The following is a 23,197-nucleotide window of genomic DNA, read 5'->3' on the forward strand; positions in this document are numbered from 1 at the left end:
TCCCTCAGAACTGGAAGTAAAGGAACGGCGAGAAGCTTTGCGCCGAGAGTTTGAGAATCGAGGCGATGAACAGCAGCAGTACCAAGGCGCGCATCACGTAGCGCGACCAGTCCACGGTCCAGTAGGCCGGTTGCACCTGAGCTTCGACACCGACGGTGTAGCCGGGTTCGTGGATAGCCGACGGGTTGTCGCCTGGCACGGCCTTGATCAGGCCCGGTTGGGCGGTGGCCGGGCCGTTGGCCTCGGTGTTCACTTCAGGCTTGGCCTTGACCGGCGGACGGTTGGTGTAGAAGTCGCGCAGGCCGAAGAAGGCGAGGGTGACGTAGGCCACCACCAGAGTGGCGATCTGCAGGCCGGTGAGGTTGGCGCGGGTCAGTTCCGACAGCGACCAGTCGCCGAAGCTGAACATGGCGCCGTACATGCGACCGGCCACGTGCAGGTTCTCGGCACGGAAGATCACCCAGCCCATGACCACCAGCAGGAAGGTCAATGCCCAGCGGATCGGGTTGATGGTGCGTGGGGTGGTGTTGATGCCCACGGCCTTCTCGATGGCCAGCCAGATGCCGTGCCAGGCGCCCCAGATCACGTAGGTGATGTTCGCACCGTGCCACAGGCCACCGAGCAGCATGGTCAGGAACAGGTTGCGGTAGGTCATCAACGTGCCTTTGCGGTTACCGCCCAGGGTGATGTAGAGGTAGTCGCGCAGCCAGGTGGAGAGGCTGATGTGCCAGCGACGCCAGAACTCGGTGATCGATTGGCTGATGTAGGGCTGCTTGAAGTTTTCCATGAAGCGGAAACCCATCATCAGGCCCAGGCCGATGGCCATGTCGCTGTAGCCGGAGAAGTCGAAGTACAACTGCGCGGTGTAGGCCAGCGCACCGAGCCAGGCGTCACCGGTGGTCGGGTTCTGCAGGGCGAAGCAATGGTCGGCCACCACCGCCAGGGTGTCGGCGATGAACACTTTCTTGATGAAGCCCTGCATGAAGCGCGTGCAGCCTTCGGAGAACTTGTCCAGGGTGTGGGTGCGGTTGTTGAACTGGTCGGCCAGGTCGCGAAAGCGCAACACGGGGCCGGCGATCAGGTGCGGGAAAATCGCCACGAACGCCGCGAAGTCGATCAGGTTGCGGGTGGCCGGGGTGTCACCGCGATAGACGTCGATGATGTAGCTGATGGACTCGAAGATGTAGAACGAGATCCCGATCGGCAACAGCACGTGGGTCAGGATGAACGGCTCCAGGCCGAAGCTGGTCATGATCGCATTGAGGCTGTCCACGCCGAAGTTGGCGTACTTGAAGTAGCCCAGGATGCACAAGTCCACTGCCACGCCGAGCAACAGCCAGCGCTGGGCCGGTTTGGTCCGCACGCCGGCGGCACCGACCTTCAGGCCGATCCAGTAGTTCCACAGGGTGACGGCGGCGAACAAGGCCAGGAAGTCCACCCGCCACCAGGCATAGAACACATAGCTGGCAATCAGCAGCAGCAGGTTGCGATAGCGTTGCCCGCTCAAGTAATACAGGCCGAGAAAGATCGGCAAGAACAGGAACAGGAACACATTGGATGAAAATACCATCCCGATCTCTCCATGTTGAATCAACAGTCAAGGGCCAGAGCCCCCCCAAACCCCCCATGAAAACCGGGGAGTGATGACCCTGTGGGAGCGGGCTTGCTCGCGAAGGCGGTGTGTCAGTCGACATCGATGCTGGATGTCAGAGCGCTTTCGCGAGCAAGCCCGCTCCCACAGGGATCCGTGTGTATCTAAGAACCTTTGCTGCCTTTTTCGTTGGCCGGGTCATACACCTTGGTCAAGTCCCCGCCGAGGCGGAAGGTCTTGAACGGTTGCATTTCATGCTTGCGTTCCAGCACATCCTCGGGGCAGCTGTAGAGGCTGCAGAACGGTTCGAGCCAGGCGAATTTCGAATCGACCTTCAAATCCTTCATGTCCTGCTCTTCGCCGTTCTTCTCTTCGAAGATCTCCGGGTCCTTCACCCCGGCCAGCACCCGGTCACCCAACCGCTTGAGGGCACCGTTGTTTTCCTGGCGCAGGTCGACACCGTTGACCTGGGCGAAACTGGCGATCATCGCCAGCGGCGGCAGGGCATAGTTGTGATACGACAAGGCCCGTTGCTTGCGCTTGAGTTCGTTGGGCAGGTAGCCGTCGGCGTCGACCTGGTTGACCCCGACCTTGTATTCCTTGACGGCCCAGTCGAACAGGTCGCGGCGGTTGGTTGCCACGGAGGTGGCCATCACCGACCAGGCGGCCCAGTACGAGTGGTTGTTGGTCTTGTCCAACGGCAGGTTGTCCCAGTCGCTGACCACCTGGTCGGCCATCTTGCTGAACCAGCTTTCGATCAGTTGCGCTTGTTCCTGATGGTTGGCCAGCGGCCGCGACTCGGAGAACTTCAAGCGCACATAGGCCGAGGCCATGCTGCCCAGGGCCCATTTGCGCATGGACTTGCCGGTGTGGTTGAAGTCCTTGGACATCAGCGCATCGGCCTTGGCCCAGGTGGTCAGCCAGTTCAGGGTGCATTCCAATTGTTCCGGGCGACCGTCACGCATGAATTGCATCACCTGCTTGCTGACGCCGCGCTCGATCTTGGTGATGTCGGCGGTGCTGTCGCGAAAGGCTTTTTCCGATTGCACGTTCAGGGTCGCGCGGGCCTTGTCGGAGCCCTCGTACTTGCTGCGAAATTGTAGGGAACCGGTGTAGGGCGTCGGGGTGGCATCGCAGCCTTGGGAGGCTTCGCCCACCTTGACCTTCTCGATCGGTGCGAAGTAGCCCTGTGGCGGGCGCAGCGGGGCCGCCGCCTGCGTGGCCCCGGCGAACATCGCCAGGGTCAGCAGGGACGGTGCCAGCAGTGTTTTCAACGTTCGGGTATGCGTGGTTCTGGTCATGAGACGAGACCTCATTGTCCGATCTGAGCCGTTTGTTCGGCTTGCACAGATGCGTTGCGTTTGCAGACTTTCGCTTCCACCTGCAGAGGGGCTGCACCGGCTTCAGGCCCCTGGACTTCCAGGGCCAGCAGGTTCTGGGAAGCCCAGTCTTCGTCGGTGCGCAGTTGGAAGGCGAAACGCCCGTCGGTTTCGGAGGTATCCGGTTTTTCGATCTTGATATCCTCGTGGCGCCCATTCATGTACCAGAGGGTGGCTTGCAAGGTTTTCACCGAGGTATCGGCGAAGCGGATGTCGATCTGGTGACTGCTGTTACGCAGGTCCATATTCTTGCTATTGACCATCAATTCGTTCTTGCCCGGCTTGAGGGCGGTCTTGCTGCTCATCAGCGCCGGCTTGCCTTCACAGCCGTTGTTGTCGAGCAACGCCATCATCTGGCGGTAGATGGTTTCCTGGTCCAGGCGATACAGCGGCGAGAACTCCCAGATGAGGATCTTCGGCGGGTTCTTCTGGAACTCTTCGCTGCCCAGGTACTGGATCATGGCGCCCTCGAAACCGCCGCCGGGGAAGGCCACGTTGAGGATGTCGGCGCCGATGGCTTCTTCCAGGAAACCGGCGAAGTTGTAGTTCTTGCCACTGTGGCTGGTGCCCACGAGGGTGATCTGCGGGTTGCCGGAATCGCCGAACAGGTCGCCGTCACCGGCCTCGCCCTTCGGCTCGGTGGTGAACTGGTCCATGTACTGGATGGCATAGCTGGTGCCGCACAGTTGGCCGGCCATGTTGTGCAGGGTGCCGGTCTTGCCCATGCGGCCGGACTTCTTGGTCTCGAATTCACGCTTGGGAATGTCGGCGAAGGCCGGGAGCTGCTTGACCTTCTCGGCAACGATCTTGGCCGTGCGTTGGGCACCGTAAGGCGTCCAGTGTTGGTCGCCACGGAAGTAGAAGTCGTGGGCCGGGAGGGTTTCAGGCAGGTTTTCGTTGGTCAGGGGCGACAGGTCCGGCACCACGTAACCCATCTGGGCGAAGCGGCCCAGCATGGTCTTGTAGTTGGTCAGGGCCTTGTCGAAATCGAAGCTGGCCTTCTCCTGGGGGTTGAGCTTGTTGCGGTTCACCAGGCCACGGGTCGGCTGGTAGACCAGCACCAGTTCGACACCCTTGGCCTTGAACGCGTCATGCAATTGTTGCAGGCGCTTGTAGCCGGCCGGGGTGGTGTTGAACTCGGTACGCAGGTCTTCCTGGGTCCGGAACAGCCAGTCACCCTGGGCCTGGACCAGCGTGGTGAAGTTCTGCTGGTAGCGCGTGGTGTAGTTCTTCGCATCGTGGGCCGCAGGGCACAGGTTGCAGCAAGGCTCGGCCGTGAAGGTCGGTGCCTGGATTTCATCGGCGCGCGCGCCCGAGGTGGCGGCGAGAATGCCGGCAGTCAGGGCGGACAGGCCCAGAAGCTTGATCATCTGTGGGTTCATAAAGGTCATCCTCAGTCCCGCAATTCGGTCTGGCTTTCGACAGGGTCGATCAGCACGGCTTTCTGCTGGCGCACCAGCAGGTCGAGAATTTCATCCTGGCGTTCACCCAGGATTCCCGTGAAGCTGATGCCGCTGGATTTGGTCGGCGCGAGCATGGACACGCGGTACAGCTCCACGCTCAAGGGCGAGTCGATGGACAGTGGGCCGCTGCCGTTGGCAGCCAGTTCACCACCCACCACGATCAGCGAGACCTCGGCGTCGAACGGGTCGAGCTTGATGTCGCGGTCGGTGTCGGACAGGTCCTTGATGTGGCCGTAGATCCCGGTCAGGCCGTTGGCCATGGATACGTTTTCGTAGAGGCGGATGTTCACGCTGTTACGAATCCGGATGCCGTGACGCTGGTTGCTGATCACCTTGTTGTCCCACAACAGGTTGTCGGCACTCTCGTAGAGGGTGATGCCGTCGGTGTGGTTCTTGTAGATCTCGTTGTAGGCAATGATGTTGTTGACGCTGTTACGGTCGATCACCAGGCCCGAGAGCTTGTTGTCGTAGCTGCGGTTGTTGAAGATGAAGCTGTCGTTGACCTCACGGGAAATGATGATCCCGTGCTTCTTCTTCGTCCCGTAGACCGTGTTGTCGGCGATGATCAGCCGATGGGAACGGTCGTGGGGGTCGATGCCGTAGACGATGTTGTCTTTGTAGGTGTTGCTCTTGACCACGAAGTCGCGGGTCTCGTAGCAGTAGAAGCCGTACCACATGTCCGAGAACTCGGAACCGATGATCCAGCCGGTCGGTTCCGGACGCTTGAGGACCTTGGCCATGTTCGGCGTGTACTGGGAAATACTCACCCCGTACGACTTACTGTTGGAGTAACCGAAGCTGGCCATCTTGGTGTTGACGATGTAGGTCTCGGTGCCGCCCCAGGACAGCAGGAACGGACGGAATTCCTTGGGCGAGCGGAACGTGGCGGGGCCGTTGTCCTTTTCACGCCAGCCGGTGACCTTGGTGTCGCGGATGAACATCTGGCCATCGTTGACCAGGAACGAGCCGCCCTCTTGGGACAGGCGCAGTTCCTGGGTCTGTTTGTCGATTTCCAGGATGCCTTTCTGGCCGACCACGATCGGGATCTTCGCCAGGTAGACACCGGGCGAGGTCTCGATGATGTACTTGGGCACCTTCTTGGCCACGTCCTTGAGGTTCATGTAGCCGTCGTCGAGGAAGATGGCCTGGGGGATGCCGTGCTGGCGCACCACCCACTCGGCCATCTTGTTGTCGCCGCCGATGAAGTCCTTCAAGGCGTTTTCCTGCATCATCCGGCGCACGCTGACCTTGCCGGTCTTGGTCCGCACGATCTTGGCCGCGGCCGCTTCGGCGGTGAAGCCCTTGAGGTCGGGCAAGGTCGGCTTGGCCAGTTCCAGCGGCGCGGTCGGCGCGCTGTTGACGGTGTAGGTCTTGGCGCGTTGCAGTTCCTTGACCACGTTGCCTGGCTTGACCGCCGGTTCAACGTTGGCGAACGCCGGCGAGCCGGCCAGCAGCATCGCTGCGACCAACAGGCTGATCGAACCTTTCATCGCCTGGCTGTTCCTGAGGTAGCGGTTCATTTCGGGCACTCCCATGGCCATTTGCATCAGAAGCGCCAGATCACGTCGACAAAGGCGCGATGCATGTACGAATCGACCTCTTTGCCGTAGGCATCGCCTGGCTTGAACACACCGCCACGAAAGCGCACCAGCGCCGATGGCTCATCGATGGACTGGCTCAACGCGGCAGGCAGCAGACCTTGCTTGAAGTACTTGGTGACGACGAGGTCGACTTCCTGGCCCAGGTCCTTGTCGCCGTCACGCAGCGGCAGGGTCGAGGTGGACAGGATGGCGCCGGTGACGTCGTCGGTGTTGTTCTGCACGGCGTTGATGCCGTTGCTGCCCACCGGCTTGTTGCCGTCCACGCGCCAGAACTTGTGGTACACCAGGCTGGCGTCGTATTCGTCGCGCAACTGCCAGGAACCGAACAGGCTGGCGCTCTGGGTGTTGGCCATTTCGCCGCGGAAGGCTTCGCCGAAACGGTGGACCCGCGAGCGCGTGCCGGTGAAGTTCGAGCGGTTGCTCTGCAGACCGTTTTGTTCGTAGTCCTCGCTGGCGCGGGCATAGGCCGCACCGACTTGCCATTGCGGGTCGAGGCGCAGGCGGATACCCAGGTCGGTGGCCCAGCCGTCGACGTCGTCGCTGCGCTTGGCTTGCGCCGGGCGCGTGCCGTCGGCATTGAGCGCATTGACGGTGTCGCGGTCGCCGGTCATGCCGGTGATGCTGGCCCAGTAGTTGACGGTGTTGGTGTTGCGCCAGTTGTAGGCGTCGCTGTTGGCTTCCAGGCCCAGCCAGGTCAAGTCGCCGTTCTGGGTCTTGTCCAGGGTGTCGGTAGGCTCGCCCGGGGTCGGGTAGTCGAGGCTGCCGTTATCATGGGTGTGGTGGGCACGGATCCCGGCCCACTGGCCTGGCATCCACTGGTAGCCGACGTCGCCATAGACGTGCAGGCGATCCTTGTCCTTGGGCGACAGTTCCTTGAGGTCGGTGCGGTACTCGCTGAAGCGTTCGGCAACGCCGAGGTTGGCCCGCAGCAACGTGGTGTCGAAGGTCCAGTTCAGGGCCTCGATATTGGTGTCGCGCCATTGGCCATCGTCGTTGCGCAGGCGCTGGCGGCCGAACTTCAATTGCTCGCCCGGGTACGGGGTCAGGCCGCTGTAGCCAATCCAGAATTCACGCATTGCCAGGTAGCTTTTCTTGGCTTCGCGGTCGCCGCTGTCGGTCTGTTCGGTGGCGCCGTCGGATTGTTGCAGGGTGTCCGTCTCGATGATGTCGGTGGAGGTCACGGCCTGAGCCATGGCGTAGGCGCTCCAGTTACCGCTTTCACCATAGACCCAAGGGCGCAGGTCCAGGCCGATACCGTTGACGTCGCCACCGCTCTGGGTGCCGAGGTCGCGGTCGTCTTCGGACTGGCCGGTGATCTTCACTTCCAGGCCGAAGTTCTTGGTTTCAGTCAGGGCGGCCAGCGTCGGGCAGGACCAGAGCAGGGCGCATGTCAGGCCAATACCGGCCTGCACAAAAGGATTGAGCTTCAAAGGCTTCATAGTTGTTCCTCGCCGTCATCTTCTTTTAGGGCTTGCAGTTCCAGCGTATCGGGGCTCATGGCGCCCCGAATGGCCTGCTCCTGTTTTAGCAGGCGCTGGGCTTGTGCAAGTTGCTGCGGCGGTAATTGGGCTTCGAGGGTCTGGGCAAGTTCGATGGCTTGCGGGGTGTTCTGTACCTTGGCCAACTGGCTGAATACATAGGCGTTGACCGGGTTGGGCTTGGTGCCCTTGCCCTGGGAGAACAACTGGGCAATGGCGAAATCGGCGCTGTTCTGGCCGTTGCGGGCGGCCTTGAGCAGATGGTCCAGGGCTTTTTGCGAGTACACCTGGCCCAGGTAGCCACGGCGATAGATCTGGCCAAGGTAGTAATCGGCGGCCACTTCGCGGCCCACGGCTTTCTGGAAATGTGCCTCGGCGGCCTTGGCATCGGCCGGGACCCACTTGCCTTCGTAGTACAGCTTGCCCAGCAACAGCTCGGCACGCGACTGGTCGGCGGCGCGGCCGTTTTCCAGGTACTGCATCATCTTGTCGACGTCGCCCAGTTCAGGGAAATCGTAGAGCAACTGCGCCAGGCTGACCCAGGCAGCGGGGTAGCCGGGGGCGATGCCTTCGAGCAGCGACTGGGCGGTTTTTTCGTCGGTCTTGCCCAGGCTGGCATCGGCCAGGACCCGGGCAACACTGTCCACGCGCTGGGCGGATACGACGCCGCGGGCGTGGCCGGCCTGCATCTGCTTGATCAACTCGGCCTGCTGTTCCGGCTGGCCGCGCTTCTGATAGACCGTGGCCAGTTCGACGTAGCAGATGTCGGTGGTGGCCAGCGCGGCCTTGCAGACTTTCTCGACTTCGTCCAGGTGCTGGTCGTAGGTGCCCTGGGTGCGGTAGAGCAGGATCTGCGCCAGGCCCGCTTCCGGGTAGCCGGCGCTGCGCCATTGGCTGATCTGCTGCTGGGCGTTGACGTTCGGGAAACTGTGCGGGTATTGCAGGTACAGCATCGCCAGCGGGATCAGGGTGTTGCCTTCACCGTTGGCGAAGGCTTTCTTCAACAGGCCTTCGGCTTCGTGCTTTTCGGCTTCGGTGGAGCCGGGTTTGGCCACCAGCAGGCGACCCAGGCGCGCCTGGGCCCGTGGCGAGATGTCGGCGGCGGCGCGGTAGGTCGCCTCGGCTTTTCTCATCTGCTCCGGATCACGGCTGTCCACCTGAATATCGGCCAGGCCGACCTGGGCTTCGCTGTAGCCCAGGTCTGCCAACTGCTGGTAGTTCTGCTGCGCCAGCGCCGTGTCGCCGCGCTTGAGCGCTTCGTTGGCCAGGCGCTGGTCGGGCAGGCCGGCGCAGCCGGCCAGGCTGATTGCCAAGGCCAGTGCGCAGTACCCCGATCGAATGTGGGAGCGAGCTTGCTCGCGATGCAGGCCGCTCGATACATCAGACACACTGCGCTGATCCCATCGCGAGCAAGCTCGCTCCCACAGGGAATGCGGTGCGTTGTTGTTTTGTGGAGTGGTCACGGGCATATCCTCGACTTAGATACCGACAGCCATGGCTTTGTCGATCAGCCAGTTCAGGTTCGGGCCACGGTCGCTGTGGACTTCCACAGGACGGCCGGCCAGCGAGCTGTCCAGCGGCTCGTCAGGCTTGATCAGCACGCGGATGTCGGAGGAGAGGTCTTCACTTTTCAGGCTGGTGCTGCTGACGATCTTGCCGGTGCGGGTGGTGTCTTCGCCGGCCACCTGGAAGTTGACCGAGGTGCCTGGGCGCACGTCGCCGAATTGGCGATACGAGAAGCGTGCCTCGACGTTGGCTTCGGTGCCGCGTGGCACCAGTTGGAAGATCACGTCGCCCTTGCTGGCGTACTGACCGTTGGCGACCAGTTGCTGGGCCACGATGCAGTCGCATGGCGAGGTCAGGGTGCCGGTCATTTGCTTGCCGAACAGTTCCTCGACCTTGGCCGGTTGCAGCTGGTTGTCGTCCAGGTGGCCCTTGAGCACGTCGAGCATGCTGGTGCTGAAGGTCGCCAGCGGAGCGCCCTTGGCGGCCACGCCGTCAGCCTTGACCAGGCTCTGCACGGTGCCGTCGCGCGGCATGGTGATGGCCATGCCGGGTACGTTCACCAGGCCCGCCTGGGCGTGGCTGACGAAGTACATGCCGTACACCGACTTGAAGATGAAGCCGAACGCGGCCAGGCCGACGACGAAGATCCCGAGGCTGAAGGTCACTGCGCGCAGGCGACCGAAAGCGCTCATGCCGCCGCTTTCGTCTTTCTGCTTGCGTGCCTTGGTGAAGTTGTCGCGCTGCAAGGTCGCCAGCACGTCGCCGACACCGACGATGTCGCCGGCCAGGTGCGAGGTGATGATGTGACGCAGCGTGGCGATGTCCCGTGGCTCCAGGTTCTGGAACTGGCAACCGGTGCGGCCGGTCTGGCGGTCGAAGGAGCGGATCTGCAATTCCACGTCCATGGCCAGGCCAAGGTTGTCGATCACGAACTGCAGGCGGGCCTTGTAGGTTTCACCCACCTTGAGCGGCATCTGGCCGGCGTTGAAGCAAAGGCCGCCAGCGGACAGGTCCAGGACCTTGACTTCCATTGGCGTGCGGTCGGGGCCGAAGAAACGCAGCTTGGCCGGGATTTTCACTCGGGCGTGCTGGCGCTGGGCTTCGGATTCATGCACTACGTTGACGTTCACGGCGGTGTTCATAGGGGCGATTTCCTAGTTAATTCATTCAAGTCCGGTCAGACCATCGTCAGCAGCACAGCGACAAAAATGCTGCCGGCGGAGAAGGTCATGGTCCGAGACGACCAAGTGTTGAACCAACGTTGAAAGCTGGCGAGATCACGGGTCAGTGAGGTGGGCTGGCGGGTCCAGGACTGCTGGTCAAGGCGGAAGAACACATAGATCTTCACCAACGCGCCGACGATCTGGTTGTAATAGAGAATCGCCGGGTAGGCAGGGCCGATCCGGTGACCGGAGCACGACAACAGCAGCGTCAGGATCAGGCGGGTGATGCCGATCCACAGCAGGTACACCAGGATGAACGCGGTGCCGTACTTGAAGCTGGCGATCAGCGCCACGGTCAGGCCCAGCAGCGAGGTCCACATCGACACGCGCTGGTCGAACAGCACCACCGAGGTGAACATGCCCAGGCGGCGCATGCCCAAGCCCAGGGCCCGGGAGTTTTGCCGCAGGTTGTTGCCGTACCAGCGGAACATCAGCTTGCGACTGGCCTTGATGAAGCTTTTTTCCGGCGGGTGTTCAACGGTGTTGATCGCCGCATCAGGCACGTAGAAGGTGTCGTAGCCCAGGCGCATCAGGCTGAACCAGCTCGACTTGTCGTCGCCGGTCAGGAACTTGAAGCGGCCCAGGCGCCAGTGTTGTAGCGAGTCGCTCTCGACGTCGGCGATGAAGTCGGGGTTGGTCACTACCGTGGCGCGGAACACCGACATACGACCGGTCATGGTCAGCACGCGCTTGGACAGGGCCATGGAGCACATGTTGATGTGACGCTGGGCGAAACGCAGCTTGTGCCACTCGGCCATGATGTAGCCGCCGCGCACTTCGCAGAACTCGTTGGTGGTCAGGCCGCCGACGTTGCCGAACAGCTGGAACCAAGGGACGGTCTTGCGCACGACGCCTTCGGCGAGGACGGTGTCGCCATCGATTACGGCGACCACCGCGCGGTCGTCCGGCAGGTGGCGGGAGATGGCGCGGAAGCCGTAGGCCAGGCCGTCGCGTTTACCGGTGCCGGGGATGCGCACGAAGTCCAGCTTGACCCGCTCTGGCGGGTTCATGCGGGCCCAGAGGCTCTTGACCAGCAGCTCGTCGGACATTTCCACGATGGAGCAGACCACGGTGGTAGGCAGCCCACAGTCGATGGCTTCGCGAATCACCGAGCCATACACCTGGGCGGTGGTCAGCGCATCGATCCGGAAGCTGGTGACCATCAGGTACACGTGGGATGGATCGGCGGCCTTGCCCAGCTTGCGAACCTTGCGGCGCAGATGCGGGTAGACGATGTACAGGAAGATCATGCCGCGCACGAAATGCGTTGCGCCCATGGAGTAACGCCAGATGCCCACGGCGCCGATCAGGAAGATGAAGTCCTTGGATTCGGAGTCGAACGTGGACGTGGGCAACGCCAAGGCGATGCCCATCAATAAACTCAAGTAAAACAGCCAACCGGCGGCCTGAAGCAGGCCGTGCTTTAGCCTGTGCATAATCTGCATCCGTCTCTATCTCGGGCGGGCCTCGTGGGCGGCCCGATGGGTTAAGGCAGGCGAAAGGCCGGCCGGGATGTGCCCCGGCCGGCAAACAGACTTACCAGCAGATGCCTTCGGTCCGGCCACTCGGCGTGGTGGCCTTGGACATGAAGCCGACCAGGTCGATGACCTGCTTGCCTTCCGGTACGTTCTCGGTCAGCGCGCGGAACTTCTCGTCACGGTTGCCCAGGATGATGATGTCGGAGCTGTCGATGACCGAGTCGAAGTCGGAGTTGAGCAAGGACGAGACGTGAGGGATCTTCGACTCGATGTAGTCCTTGTTCGCGCCGTGGACGCGGGCGTATTCGACGTTGCTGTCGTAGATGCGCAGGTCGTAGCCCTTGCCGATCAGCATTTCCGCCAGCTCGACCAGCGGGCTTTCGCGCAGGTCGTCGGTGCCGGCCTTGAAGCTCAGGCCCAGCAGGGCGACTTTGCGTTTCTCGTGGCTGGAAACGATGTCGAAGGCGTTCTGCACCTGGGACTCGTTACTGCGCATCAGCGAGTTGAGCAATGGCGCTTCCACGTCCAGGGAGCTGGCGCGGTAGGTCAGGGCGCGAACGTCCTTGGGCAGGCAGGAGCCGCCGAAGGCGAAGCCTGGGCGCATGTAGTACTGGGACAGGTTCAGGGTCTTGTCCTGGCAGACCACATCCATCACTTCACGGCCATCGACGCCGACTGCCTTGGCGATGTTGCCGATCTCGTTGGCGAAGGTCACCTTGGTGGCGTGCCAGACGTTGCAGGTGTACTTGATCATCTCGGCGACGGCGATGTCCTTGCGGATGATCGGCGCATCGAGTTCTTCGTACAGCGATTGCAGGACGTCGCCAGAAGCTTTGTCGAACTCACCGATCACGGTCATCGGTGGCAGGTCGTAGTCCTTGATCGCGGTGCTTTCGCGCAGGAATTCAGGGTTGACCGCGACGCCGAAGTCGACGCCGGCTTTCTTGCCGGAGCAGTCTTCCAGGATCGGGATGACAACGTTTGCGACGGTGCCCGGCAATACGGTGCTGCGGACCACGACAGTGTGGCGGGTGGTCTTGTCACGCAGTACGAAACCGATCTCGCGGCACACGGCCTCAATGTAGTTCAGTTCCAGGTCGCCGTTCTTTTTGCTCGGAGTACCGACGCAAATCATCGACAGGTCAGTATCGCGAATCGCTTCGGCGAAGTTGGTAGTACCGCGCAGTCGACCTGTTTCAATACCTTGGGCCAACAGCTCGCCAAGACCAGGTTCAACAATCGGCGATTTGCCCGCGTTGATCATGTCGATCTTGTCTTTGGCGACATCTACGCCAACTACGTCATGGCCCCGTGCAGACAGGCAACCGGCACATACTGCACCGACGTAACCCAAACCAAATATGCTAATGCGCATCGCATTTACCTCTGTTTTTCACGCCAATAAATGGCCGGAGTTAATAGTGTTCAGCGGTCATCGTGCACTCGGAAGTGTGGAGTGCAGGCGCCACAATGCCGTTGTGCAGGCATACTAAGTTCCGAGTGTCTAAATAATTGCACTCAAGTTGTGCGCAAAGCGGCCTTGTTGTTATGACCTGCCCTGTTATGCAGCCAGTCCTCGTTGTCGGGAACACTCGTGCAAAGGTGTTTCACTTCTGATCTCTGGCGAAAAGCCCACAAAATCAAAAACTTCCGTGCTCGGGTGAGCACAATGTAGGGGCGCAGCCTTGGCCTTTTTGGGGATAGTAATGTTGCGTTATCTCCCATCCTTTAAGGGTGGATCCAATTAGGCGACCGTTTCGCTAAGTTGCCGTGACAACTTGGTTACTCCGTCCGACGTCGTCTGTAAGTTATCTCCTACACGTTCGGCGATAATCGTTACCGGTGGTATGAGCCGTGCGATTTCACATAGTTCCGATCCGCTCATCGCGATTTTCGAAATTTTTCGAAATATTATCCAAGATGGCACTGCTTTCATTTTGATATCACGCGCCGTTTCGCCCTTTATAAATGGGGAGTTAGCGGGGGTGGATAGTTTTGTGCCACTACGGTAGAAAAAAATGTGTGCCACTACGCAAAAAACTGACGAGTGTCGAGTGAAACAAAAGTTAGCCTGCGGGGTGGACGATTTGTTGGCGTCATGAAGCTGACGAAGTGGGAGGGGAAGCAAGATGACAAGTACGGGGTTGATCGAGGCCCCCGATCAGGGGGCCTTATAAAGTTATGCTTTATTCCGGAGCATGGTCGCGCAGGAAAACCAGTTTGTCGGGGCTCGATTGTTGGGCGTTGAAGCGATAGCCCTGTACATCGAATTGCTTGAGGGCGGCAGGGTCGTTGATGCGTTCCTGGATCACGAAGCGACTCATCAGGCCGCGGGCTTTCTTGGCGTAGAAACTGATGATCTTGTACTGGCCGTTTTTCAGATCCTTGAACTCGGTGTCGATGACGCGCGCTTTCAGGGCGCAGCGCTTGACCGCCGAGAAGTACTCGTTGGACGCCAGGTTCAACAGGACGTCATCACCTTGTTCGGCCAGGGCTTCGTTCAGCCACTCGCTGATACGCGTGCCCCAGAACGCATAAAGGTCCTTGCCCCGGGCGTTGGCCAGCTTCGTGCCCATCTCCAGCCGGTAGGGCTGCATCAGGTCCAGCGGGCGCAGCAGGCCATACAGGCCGGAGAGCATGCGCAGGTGCTGCTGGGCGTAGTCGAAGTCGGCCTCGCCGAAACTCTGGGCGTCGAGGCCGGTGTACACGTCGCCCTTGAAGGCCAGCAATGCCTGCTTGGCGTTGGCCGGGGTGAAGGCCGGCGTCCAGCTGCCGAACCGTGCGGCGTTGAGGCCACCGATCTTGTCGGAGACGTGCATCAGTTCGCTGATCTGTGCCGGCGAGAGCTCGCGCAGTTGCTCGATCAGTTCCTGGGAGTGGTCCAGGTACTGCGGCTGGGTGAAACGCTCGGTGGCCGGTGGCCTTTCATAGTCGAGGGTCTTGGCGGGGGAAATCACCATCAGCATCTAGTCGTCTCCTTCAAAGGTGCGGCGATTCTAGGGGGTTGTCCGGGTGGACTCCAGCTATAGGGGCAATAGGGGATGGGTGGTGTGATGCGAGTTGTGGTCTGGAACCCGCATGTTCTTGTGGCGAGGGAGCTTGCTCGCGCTCGGGCGCGAAGCGGTTGCCGGCATTCCTGGGGCTGCTTCACAGCCCTGCGCGAGCAAGCTCCCTCGCCACAAAAGCGGGTATGTCCAGATAAGTGGTTGGAGCCGACAAGTCGTCGCCCCAGGATCAGCTATGATGCGGCGCGGGTTTCGTTATGGAGACATCCCTTTTGCGTATCGCCTTTGTGTTATCGGCCTGGCTGTTGAGTTGCAGCGTCATCGCCGCGCCCAACGACATTGCGACCCTCGACCGCAGCACCTGGCCGGAACAGCTCACCAGCCCGACCTTGTTCGACGTGGCCTCGCGGGCCGAGATCCTGATGTTCGCCCGGGTGCTGCTGGACGTCGACGCCATGGATGAAATCGCCCTCAAGCAATACCTGGGGCTGCGTACGGTCAACATGGCCGCGGTGGACGCGCTTCGTACCCGGTTGTGGCAGCGGCTGCTGGACAACTACAACTTTGCCCAACGCAGTTGCGACCAGGATGCCTCCTTCTGTTATCTGGTCGAGAACATGGCGACGCTGCGCGAAGAGGCGCGCAGGTTCCACCTCGATGAGAGTTCGTTCTATTACAAATGGGCCGGGCCGAGCCAGGTCTTCCACACCCAGTACCGCGACGAGCTGCTGCGAAAAGCCGCGCTTTTCCCGCAAACCAGCAGCGAAATTGCGCGGTTCGGTGATTACGAGCGCAACGGCGAAGCCATGCATGACCGGCTCTTCCTGCTGACCTTCGACAGCGGCGCCAACGTGACGCCGGACAATACCCCATGGGTGACGGATTACCTGCGCAAGTCGAACATGAACGGCACCTTCTTCGTGTTGGGCAAGGATATCGAGGCGCGGCTGGCGGAGCACGCCGTCAACGGCCTACAGAGCTTGTATTCCGGGCAGTGCGTGGGGGTTCAGGGCTGGGAGTTCCGTTCCCATAGCTATTGGCAGGACTGGCAGGATTCGGTGCGGCGCAGCGTCGACCTGGTCAAGAGCAAGTTGCCGGAGAACTACGTGCCGCTGTTCCGTCCGCCCCAGGGCCAGCGCCGTGGCGACGCCGAAGGGTTCTTCCGGCAACAGGGCCTGCAAGTGGCGCTGTGGGACATCGATCCCCAGGACAGCACCTTGCGGCTCAAACCCGAGCAAAGCGCCCAGCGTGCGCTGACGCTGATGCTGTTATGGCGCCATGGGGTGATCAACTTCAATGCCAAGCAGGAGGGGGTGAAGACGGCGCTGCCGTGGCTGGTGACGCAGACGGCGCAAAGCGGGATCGGTTGGGAAGACTGTCAGGAAGCGTTTCGCTGAAACCTGGAAAAGGCCCGGAAACATTGGGCGGGGCGCAAATTGCGGCGGACATTCAGGGCAACCGGACTTCCGACTTTAACGGTGCCGGGGCGGTACGCCAAGGGTTATTCGTCACTCTGAAAAATAAACTTCAAAAAAGCGTCAAAGTGCTTTTTCCTGTCATGGTTTTTGGAGTATCAAGAAGTCAGACCGCCGAAACCTGCAACACAGGTGGCGTCTTCCAAGACCCAGATTGTGTGCAGTTCACCTGAACCCTCGCGGGTGAATTCGGTGGCTACCTCGAGGCGCAGCACTGTCACGGTATTGCGTCGAATGGCCCCCACAAAGGTGACCGAGTATGGATGACCACGGACGTAGCCCTTCCTCCAACCAGCCAATCCTGTATGTACTCGATACCAACGTATTGATTCACGATCCAAACGCGCTCCTGAACTTCGAAGAACACCACGTCGCCATCCCGATGACCGTGCTGGAGGAGCTGGACAAGCTCAAGAGCGGGCATCACAGCGTGGCCGCCGAATGCCGCCAGGCGATCCGCCTGATCGACAAGACCCTGGGCGATGCCTCCCCCGAGGACGTCGAGCTCGGCGTGCCGATCCAGCGTGGCAAGAGCGGTCCCAAGGGCCTGCTCTCGATCCTGATGAGCAAGCGCACCGAACCGAACCTGGTGCTGCCTGAACACCTGAACGACAACATCATCATCAACCAGTTGATCGACCTGCACGCGCGCAACAAGGACCAGGCCGTGGTGTTGGTCACCAAAGACATCAACATGCGCCTCAAGGCCCGCGCCTGCGGGATCGCGGCGGAGGACTACAGCACCGACCAACTGGTCGACGACGTCTCGTTGTTGCCCAATGGCTACCACACCATGACCGGCTCCTTCTGGGACCGGGTGAGCAAGGTCGAGACCCGCCAGGATCACGGTCGCACCTGGCACCAGGTGCAACTGATCGACAACCTGCCGGCGGTGCACATCAACGAATTCATCATCGACGAACAAGGATTTGTCGGCTGGATCAAGGAAATCCAGGACGACAAGCTGCTGATCCTCGACCTGCACCAGGAGCCCCTGTTGCACCAGGAGGCCTGGGGCCTCAAGCCTCGCGACATCTACCAGAGCCTGGCGCTGTTCGCCTTGCTCGACCCGGACATTCACCTGGTCAACCTGTCCGGCGCCGCCGGTTCGGGCAAGACCATCCTGGCCCTGGCCGCCGCCATCGAGCAGACCATGGTCAGCAAGCGTTACCGGCGCATCATCGCCACCCGCAGCGTGCAGGGCCTGGACCAGGAAATCGGCTTCTTGCCCGGCACCGAGGCGGAAAAAATGGAGCCTTGGCTGGGGGCCATCACCGACAACCTCGAAGCCTTGCACATGGATGACGAAAGCACCCATGGCAGCGTCGACTACATCCTCAGCAAAGTGCCGTTGCAGTTCAAATCCCTCAACTACATCCGGGGCCGCAGCTTCCAGCAAAGCCTGATCCTGATCGACGAATGCCAGAACCTCACCCCGCACCAGATGAAAACCATCATCACCCGTGCCGGTGCCGGTTCCAAAGTGGTGTGCCTGGGTAACCTGGCGCAGATCGACACCCCTTACCTGTCCGCCACCAGCTCGGGGCTGACGTACCTGACCGAACGCTTCAAGGACTTCCCCAACGGCGTCCACATCACCCTGCAAGGCGTACCGCGCTCGATCCTGGCCGAATACGCCGAATCCCACCTGTAACCCAACCAGACCGGACGGCCTCCAGGCCGCCCGGTTTTTTACGGCTGTACAAAAACCTGTGTGAGCGGGATTGCCCGCGAAAGCGCGGTGTCAGACGCCTATTGAGCAACTGACCCACAGCATTCGCGAGCCAGCCCGCTCCCAAAAAGGGGATGTGCGGTGTCTGGGGCATTACAGCGCACCCCAGGTGCGACAATCAGGCGTGCCTGAATCTGACCCACGGGTTTACAATCGACACTCCCGATCAGGAGTAACCCTGTGCTGACTCATCTCGATTCCCAAGGTCGCGCCAACATGGTCGACGTCACCGACAAAGCCGTGACGTTCCGTGAGGCCACCGCCGAAGCCTTTGTGCGCATGCTGCCCGAGACACTGCAGATGATCGTCAGTGGCGGTCATCCCAAGGGCGACGTGTTTGCCGTGGCGCGCATTGCCGGTATCCAGGCGGCGAAAAAGACCAGCGACCTGATCCCGCTCTGCCATCCCCTGATGCTGACCAGCGTCAAGGTCGAGCTCAGTGCCGAAGGGCACGAGCGGGTGCGCATCGTCGCCCGGTGCAAGTTGTCGGGCCAGACCGGGGTGGAGATGGAAGCCCTCACCGCCGCCAGCGTGGCGGCACTGACCATTTATGACATGTGTAAGGCCGTTGACCGCGGCATGACCATCGAAGGCGTGCGCGTGCTGGAGAAACTCGGCGGCAAGAGCGGTCATTTCCAGGCGGACGCCTCATGAAAATCAACGTGAAATTCTTTGCCCGTTATCGGGAAGCGCTGGGCGTGGAAGCGGTTACCGTCGACGGTGAGTTCGCCACGGTCGAGGATGTGCGCGCGTTGCTCGCCCGCCGTGACGGTGCCGACGTGCTGCGCGAACAGAACCTGATGTGCGCGCGCAACGAAGACCTGTGCCAGCTCGACGAACCCCTGGCGGACGGTGACGAAGTGGCCTTTTTCCCCACCGTGACCGGAGGCTGAACCATGGCGATTCGGGTACAGGCCGAGCCGTTCGACCCGGGGGCCGAGGTCAATGCGATGCACGCGGCCAACGTCGGCGTGGGCGCGGTGGTCAGTTTTGTCGGCTACGTGCGCGATTTCAACGACGGCCTCGATGTGTCCGGGATGTTCCTGGAGCACTACCCGGGCATGACCGAGAAGGCCCTGGGCAAGATCGCCACCGAGGCCGAGCAACGCTGGCCGCTGCTCAAGCTGGAGGTGCTGCACCGCATCGGCGCGCTGGAGCCGGGCGAACCGATCGTGTTCGTCGCGGCCGCCAGCGCCCATCGCCAGGCGGCGTTCGACGCCTGCGCCTTTGTCATGGACTACCTCAAGACCCGCGCGCCATTCTGGAAAAAGGAAAACACCGCCGACGGCCCGCGCTGGGTCGAGGGCCGGGACAGCGATCATGCGGCGGCGGATCGCTGGAAGTCGTGAGCAGGCCCGTTTCCTTGCAGTGACTTTCAAGCGCGTGGCGAGCAGGCGTCCTCAGCTTTGCCCCTGTCCAATTGCGAAGACCTGAAGCCAAAAAAAACGCAGCCTTGGTGGGCTGCGTTTTTTTGTTGCGGCAGGCTCAGGAGCGCTTGCGCTCGACCGGACGCAGCAGATGCGTCGGCGGCATTTCGCAACTGATCTTGCGGCCCAGCAGCGCCTCGATGGACGGCAACTGGTAGGAGTCGTCTTCCCCGGCGAAGCTGATGGACACGCCTTCGGCGCCCGCGCGGCCGGTGCGGCCGATCCGGTGCACGTAGTCGTCCGGTACTTCCGGCAGGGTGAAGTTGATCACGTGGCTGATGCCGTCGATGTGGATGCCGCGACCTGCGACATCGGTGGCCACCAGGACGCGGATCTTGCCTTCGCGAAAGCCTTCCAGCGTCTTGATGCGCTTGTGTTGCGGCACGTCACCTGACAACTGCGCGGCGTTGACGCCATCGCGCACCAGGCGTTCCTCGATGCGGCGCACTTCGTCCTTGCGATTGGCGAAGACCATCACCCGTTCCCAGCCGTTGTCGTTGACCAGGTTGTAGAGCAGCTTGTACTTGTCGGCACCGGCCACCGCATAGATGTGTTGCTCGACGTTTTCGCTGGCCACGTTCTCGGCTTCGATCTCGACGATGGCCGGGTCGGTGGTCCACTGCTTGGCCAGGTTCATCACGTCATCGGTGAAGGTGGCGGAAAACAGCAGGGTCTGGCGCTCGCTTTTCGGCGGTGTCTGGCGAATGATCTGGCGGACCTGGGGGATGAAGCCCATGTCGAGCATGCGGTCGGCTTCGTCCAGGACCATCACTTCGACCATGTCCAGGTGCACGTCGCCGCGCTGATTGAAGTCCAGCAGGCGGCCCGGGGTGGCCACCAGGATGTCGCAGTGGCGGGCTTCGAGGTGCTTGAGCTGCTTGTCGAAGTCCATGCCACCGACGAACGTCATGACGTTCAGGCCGGTGTACTTGGTCAGGTCGGCGGCGTCCTTGGCGATCTGTACCACCAGCTCGCGGGTCGGGGCGATGATCAGCGCCCGCGGTTCACCCATGTAGCGTTCCTTGGGCGGCGGGGTCTGGAGCAGTTGGGTGATGATGGAGATCAGGAACGCGGCGGTCTTGCCGGTGCCGGTCTGGGCGCGACCGATGGCGTCCTTGCCGGCGAGGGTGTAGCCCAGCACCTGCGCCTGGATGGGCGTGCAATACGGGAACCCCAGGTCCTGGATGGCATGCATCAGTTCAGGGGCCAGCTTGAAGTCATGGAAGCGGGTCTTGCCTTCCTGGGGGGCGACGACGAAATCTTCCAGCTTCCAGGCGACGGCCGGCGGTTTTGGCGCCCGTTCGCGGCGTGGCCGGGGGATTCGTTGCGTGGCTTCTCCGGCGCCGGGGCGACGGGTTTGGCGGCGGATGGCGCCGCCGGCTGTTTTTTCTCCTGCGCCACAGGGGCGGTCCGGCGCGGCTGCTGCGCATCGGGACGGCTCGGGGCGGGGACAGGCGCGCTGGCGGCAGGCGCGAGCTGTTCGGCCTCGCTTTTACCGAACATCTTCTTGAGTGCTTTGAGCACGGTCATCTCATCGATTGGTTAAGGAATGTACGCCGGCCAGTGTAATGCAAGAAACGGGCGCGGCGTAGTGGGTTCGTCAACGGCCTGGCGTGACGATTTGCCTCTTAGCGCAAGCGCTCGGCCAGCCAATGGCCAATGTCACGAATCTCTTCGGGTAACACTTCGTGGCCCATTGGGTATTCCTGCCATGTCACGGTGACACCATGCTGCTTCAAATACTCCTTGGCGGTGCGCCCCATCGGGTTGAGCACCACTTCGTCGTACTGCCCGTGCAGCGCCAGCACGGGAATGCGTTGCTGGCTGGCCGACAATTGCAGTTCGTCGCCGAACGTCGGGGCATATGTGGAGAGGGCGATCACGCCGCCCAACGGGCCCTGCCATTTCACGAACGCCGTGTGGTAGACCACCGCGCCGCCCTGGGAGAACCCCGCCAGGAAAATCCGCGAGGCGTCTATTCCGCCGGCTCGCTGGGTTTCGACGTGGTCGATGACCCGTTGTGCCGAGACTTCCAGTTGCTGTTCGTCGATGGCCCGCGCCGGGCTCAGCGCGCGGATGTCGTACCAACTGGGCATCGCGTAGCCCCCGTTGATCGTTACTGGCTGGGTCGGCGCCTGGGGTAGAACGAAACGCGTGGTGAGCAGGCTTTGTTGCAGCATTTCGGCCACTGGCAGGAAATCAAAGCGATCGGCGCCCAGGCCGTGGAGCCAGATAACGCACGCGTCTGCGGTGCCGCTGGGCTCGAGAATCAAGGGGTCGGTCATGGCGGTGCTCCAAATCTGTGCGGGTGCGCCCTATCAGTGCATTGTTACGGTGCGCGTCCGGTGTCTCAGTTAATTAGATGTCGCAAACTTACAACTTTTTGTCTTGACGTGTTTTACAAGGACCAAGCGCAGCGGTCTGGTACGGGCTTTGCTATGAGGATGCCTGAGTGATGATTCTTACGCTGCGCGGTAACACTATCAGCTTGACGCGACGCATGGGATATCAGAAATCCGGTGATGGATGTTCGCCAATAGCCGCTACGGGCTTCGCGAACGTGAAGGGCTACAGCCCGTTCGGCCGATTGGTGAGAAGTGGCATGACCACTGCTGGTGGACGTTCTCATTAATAGACTCATAGCGAAGGTCCAGACGTCGGTTGACCCTAAAAAAAGCCAACAAGGGTCGGCAATGCCTCAAAAGGGTGCGACAGGACTCAAGCTCCGACACAACAAGAGCAAAACTGGAGGTTTGAATGAAGTTACTGAAATCCACCCTGGCTGTCGTGACTGCAGCAGCTGTGCTCGGTGTCAGCGGTTTCGCGCAGGCGGGTGCGACCCTGGACGCGGTACAGAAGAAGGGTTTCGTGCAATGCGGTGTGAGTGATGGCCTGCCGGGTTTCTCGGTGCCTGATTCGACCGGCAAGATCGTCGGTATCGACGCCGACTTCTGCCGTGCCGTGGCCGCTGCCGTATTCGGCGATGCAAGCAAGGTCAAGTTCAGCCAGTTGAACGCCAAGGAGCGCTTCACCGCGCTGCAATCGGGCGAAATCGACGTGCTCTCGCGCAACTCCACCATGACCAGCTCCCGTGACGCGGGCATGGGCCTGAAATTCTCAGGCTTCATCACCTACTACGATGGCATCGGCTTCCTGGCCAACAACAAGCTGGGTGTGAAGAGCGCCAAGGAACTGGACGGTGCAACCATCTGCATCCAGGCCGGTACCACCACCGAGCTGAACGTGTCCGACTACTTCCGCGCCAACGGCCTGAAGTACACCCCGATCACCTTCGACACCTCCGACGAAAGCGCCAAGTCGCTGGAATCCGGTCGTTGCGACGTGCTGACTTCCGACAAATCCCAGCTGTTCGCCCAGCGCAGCAAGCTGGCCTCGCCGAAGGACTACGTCGTTCTGCCGGAAACCATTTCCAAGGAACCCCTGGGCCCGGTCGTACGTAACGGCGACGACGAGTGGCTGGCCATCGTGCGTTGGACAGGCTATGCACTGCTCAACGCTGAAGAAGCCGGCGTGACCTCGAAGAACGTCGAGGCCGAAGCCAAGTCCACCAAGAACCCGGACGTCGCTCGTATGCTGGGCGCTGACGGTGAGTACGGTAAGGACCTGAAATTGCCGAAGGACTGGGTCGTCCAGATCGTCAAGCAAGTTGGCAACTACGGTGAAATGTTCGAGCGCAACCTGGGCAAGAGCACTCCGCTTGAAATCGACCGCGGCCTGAACGCGCTGTGGAACGCTGGCGGCATTCAATACGCACCACCAGTGCGCTGATGGTTCTATCACCCGGTGGGCCAACCACCGGGTGATGTTCTGTTCCATTC

Annotated in this window: 17 protein-coding genes and 1 pseudogene; 6 read left to right on the forward strand and 12 right to left on the reverse strand. The window is 61.3% G+C overall.

Going from position 1 to position 23,197, the window contains the following annotated elements:
• Window positions 1–4: 4 nt before the first annotated feature.
• The 10 genes from KI241_RS04945 to yaaA form a co-directional block, all read right to left on the reverse strand.
• Window positions 5–1,570, reverse strand: a complete 1,566-nt coding sequence (locus tag KI241_RS04945; protein ID WP_042729901.1) for an MBOAT family protein — start codon at window positions 1,568–1,570, stop codon at window positions 5–7.
• Between the two features lie 185 nt (window positions 1,571–1,755).
• Entirely contained in the window at window positions 1,756–2,892 is a 1,137-nt protein-coding gene (locus tag KI241_RS04950) for a mannuronate-specific alginate lyase (protein ID WP_047737139.1), read from the reverse strand.
• An 11-nt stretch (window positions 2,893–2,903) separates the two neighbouring features.
• Window positions 2,904–4,352 carry an alginate O-acetyltransferase gene (locus KI241_RS04955; RefSeq protein ID WP_042729899.1) on the reverse strand — a complete coding sequence of 483 codons (1,449 nt, stop codon included), beginning with the start codon at window positions 4,350–4,352 and terminating at the stop codon, window positions 2,904–2,906.
• Between the two features lie 11 nt (window positions 4,353–4,363).
• Window positions 4,364–5,953, reverse strand: a complete 1,590-nt coding sequence (algG, locus tag KI241_RS04960) for a mannuronan 5-epimerase AlgG (RefSeq protein ID WP_042729908.1) — start codon at window positions 5,951–5,953, stop codon at window positions 4,364–4,366.
• Window positions 5,954–5,979: 26 nt separating this feature from the next.
• The gene (locus KI241_RS04965; protein ID WP_042729907.1) at window positions 5,980–7,464 is read right to left on the reverse strand and encodes an alginate export family protein; all 1,485 of its coding nucleotides are present in this window, start codon (window positions 7,462–7,464) and stop codon (window positions 5,980–5,982) included.
• A gap of 5 nt (window positions 7,465–7,469) precedes the next feature.
• A complete protein-coding gene (gene algK, locus KI241_RS04970; protein WP_212803434.1) occupies window positions 7,470–8,981 on the reverse strand; it encodes an alginate biosynthesis TPR repeat lipoprotein AlgK in 1,512 nt (503 codons plus the stop codon).
• Between the two features lie 9 nt (window positions 8,982–8,990).
• Window positions 8,991–10,160, reverse strand: a complete 1,170-nt coding sequence (locus KI241_RS04975) for an alginate biosynthesis protein Alg44 (protein ID WP_042729897.1) — start codon at window positions 10,158–10,160, stop codon at window positions 8,991–8,993.
• Between the two features lie 35 nt (window positions 10,161–10,195).
• Window positions 10,196–11,680 (reverse strand): mannuronan synthase, encoded by a 1,485-nt coding sequence (gene alg8, locus KI241_RS04980; protein WP_185057635.1) that lies wholly within the window; start codon window positions 11,678–11,680, stop codon window positions 10,196–10,198.
• Window positions 11,681–11,777: 97 nt separating this feature from the next.
• A complete protein-coding gene (locus tag KI241_RS04985; RefSeq protein ID WP_042729895.1) occupies window positions 11,778–13,094 on the reverse strand; it encodes a nucleotide sugar dehydrogenase in 1,317 nt (438 codons plus the stop codon).
• Between the two features lie 811 nt (window positions 13,095–13,905).
• The gene (gene yaaA, locus KI241_RS04990; protein WP_123578179.1) at window positions 13,906–14,685 is read right to left on the reverse strand and encodes a peroxide stress protein YaaA; all 780 of its coding nucleotides are present in this window, start codon (window positions 14,683–14,685) and stop codon (window positions 13,906–13,908) included.
• 311 nt (window positions 14,686–14,996) lie between these two features.
• On the opposite strand from yaaA, the gene KI241_RS04995 reads away from it, so the two are divergent.
• The 5 genes from KI241_RS04995 to moaE all read left to right on the forward strand — a co-directional run bounded on the left by KI241_RS04995 (window position 14,997) and on the right by moaE (window position 19,280).
• Window positions 14,997–16,121, forward strand: coding sequence for a polysaccharide deacetylase family protein (locus tag KI241_RS04995; protein WP_042730166.1), 1,125 nt, complete (start codon window positions 14,997–14,999; stop codon window positions 16,119–16,121).
• Window positions 16,122–16,458: 337 nt separating this feature from the next.
• The gene (locus KI241_RS05000; RefSeq protein ID WP_042730167.1) at window positions 16,459–17,853 is read left to right on the forward strand and encodes a PhoH family protein; all 1,395 of its coding nucleotides are present in this window, start codon (window positions 16,459–16,461) and stop codon (window positions 17,851–17,853) included.
• A gap of 258 nt (window positions 17,854–18,111) precedes the next feature.
• Window positions 18,112–18,585, forward strand: coding sequence for a cyclic pyranopterin monophosphate synthase MoaC (gene moaC, locus KI241_RS05005; protein WP_042730168.1), 474 nt, complete (start codon window positions 18,112–18,114; stop codon window positions 18,583–18,585).
• Entirely contained in the window at window positions 18,582–18,824 is a 243-nt protein-coding gene (moaD, locus tag KI241_RS05010) for a molybdopterin converting factor subunit 1 (RefSeq protein WP_042730169.1), read from the forward strand. Before moaC ends, moaD begins: the two co-directional genes overlap by 4 nt.
• 3 nt (window positions 18,825–18,827) lie before the next feature.
• Complete coding sequence (gene moaE, locus KI241_RS05015; RefSeq protein WP_042730170.1) at window positions 18,828–19,280, forward strand: molybdopterin synthase catalytic subunit MoaE; 453 nt, start codon at window positions 18,828–18,830, stop codon at window positions 19,278–19,280.
• A gap of 136 nt (window positions 19,281–19,416) precedes the next feature.
• Here the strand turns inward: moaE and rhlB are convergent.
• Both rhlB and KI241_RS05025 read right to left on the reverse strand, forming a co-directional pair.
• Window positions 19,417–20,888 (reverse strand): annotated as a pseudogene (rhlB, locus tag KI241_RS05020) (ATP-dependent RNA helicase RhlB).
• A gap of 98 nt (window positions 20,889–20,986) precedes the next feature.
• Window positions 20,987–21,643 (reverse strand): alpha/beta fold hydrolase, encoded by a 657-nt coding sequence (locus KI241_RS05025; RefSeq protein ID WP_212803435.1) that lies wholly within the window; start codon window positions 21,641–21,643, stop codon window positions 20,987–20,989.
• A 472-nt stretch (window positions 21,644–22,115) separates the two neighbouring features.
• Between KI241_RS05025 and KI241_RS05030 the strand changes: the two genes are divergently transcribed.
• Window positions 22,116–23,147: an amino acid ABC transporter substrate-binding protein gene (locus tag KI241_RS05030; protein WP_042730173.1), complete on the forward strand. Its 1,032-nt coding sequence runs from the start codon at window positions 22,116–22,118 to the stop codon at window positions 23,145–23,147.
• Window positions 23,148–23,197 lie beyond the last annotated feature (50 nt).

The sequence above is a fragment of the Pseudomonas sp. Cab53 genome, from assembly GCF_018325965.1.
GTDB lineage: Bacteria > Pseudomonadota > Gammaproteobacteria > Pseudomonadales > Pseudomonadaceae > Aquipseudomonas > Aquipseudomonas chlororaphis_E.

Excerpts from the sequence above, each read along its gene's own strand:
- KI241_RS04945 (WP_042729901.1), bottom strand. The coding sequence starts at position 1,570 with ATGGTATTTTCATCCAATGTGTTCCTGTTCCTGTTCTTGCCGATCTTT.
- KI241_RS04950 (WP_047737139.1), bottom strand. The coding sequence starts at position 2,892 with ATGACCAGAACCACGCATACCCGAACGTTGAAAACACTGCTGGCACCG.
- KI241_RS04955 (WP_042729899.1), bottom strand. The coding sequence starts at position 4,352 with ATGAACCCACAGATGATCAAGCTTCTGGGCCTGTCCGCCCTGACTGCC.
- algG (WP_042729908.1), bottom strand. The coding sequence starts at position 5,953 with ATGAACCGCTACCTCAGGAACAGCCAGGCGATGAAAGGTTCGATCAGC.
- algK (WP_212803434.1), bottom strand. The coding sequence starts at position 8,981 with ATGCCCGTGACCACTCCACAAAACAACAACGCACCGCATTCCCTGTGG.
- KI241_RS04975 (WP_042729897.1), bottom strand. The coding sequence starts at position 10,160 with ATGAACACCGCCGTGAACGTCAACGTAGTGCATGAATCCGAAGCCCAG.
- KI241_RS04985 (WP_042729895.1), bottom strand. The coding sequence starts at position 13,094 with ATGCGCATTAGCATATTTGGTTTGGGTTACGTCGGTGCAGTATGTGCC.
- yaaA (WP_123578179.1), bottom strand. The coding sequence starts at position 14,685 with ATGCTGATGGTGATTTCCCCCGCCAAGACCCTCGACTATGAAAGGCCA.
- KI241_RS05000 (WP_042730167.1), top strand. The coding sequence starts at position 16,459 with ATGGATGACCACGGACGTAGCCCTTCCTCCAACCAGCCAATCCTGTAT.
- moaD (WP_042730169.1), top strand. The coding sequence starts at position 18,582 with ATGAAAATCAACGTGAAATTCTTTGCCCGTTATCGGGAAGCGCTGGGC.
- moaE (WP_042730170.1), top strand. The coding sequence starts at position 18,828 with ATGGCGATTCGGGTACAGGCCGAGCCGTTCGACCCGGGGGCCGAGGTC.
- KI241_RS05025 (WP_212803435.1), bottom strand. The coding sequence starts at position 21,643 with ATGACCGACCCCTTGATTCTCGAGCCCAGCGGCACCGCAGACGCGTGC.
- KI241_RS05030 (WP_042730173.1), top strand. The coding sequence starts at position 22,116 with ATGAAGTTACTGAAATCCACCCTGGCTGTCGTGACTGCAGCAGCTGTG.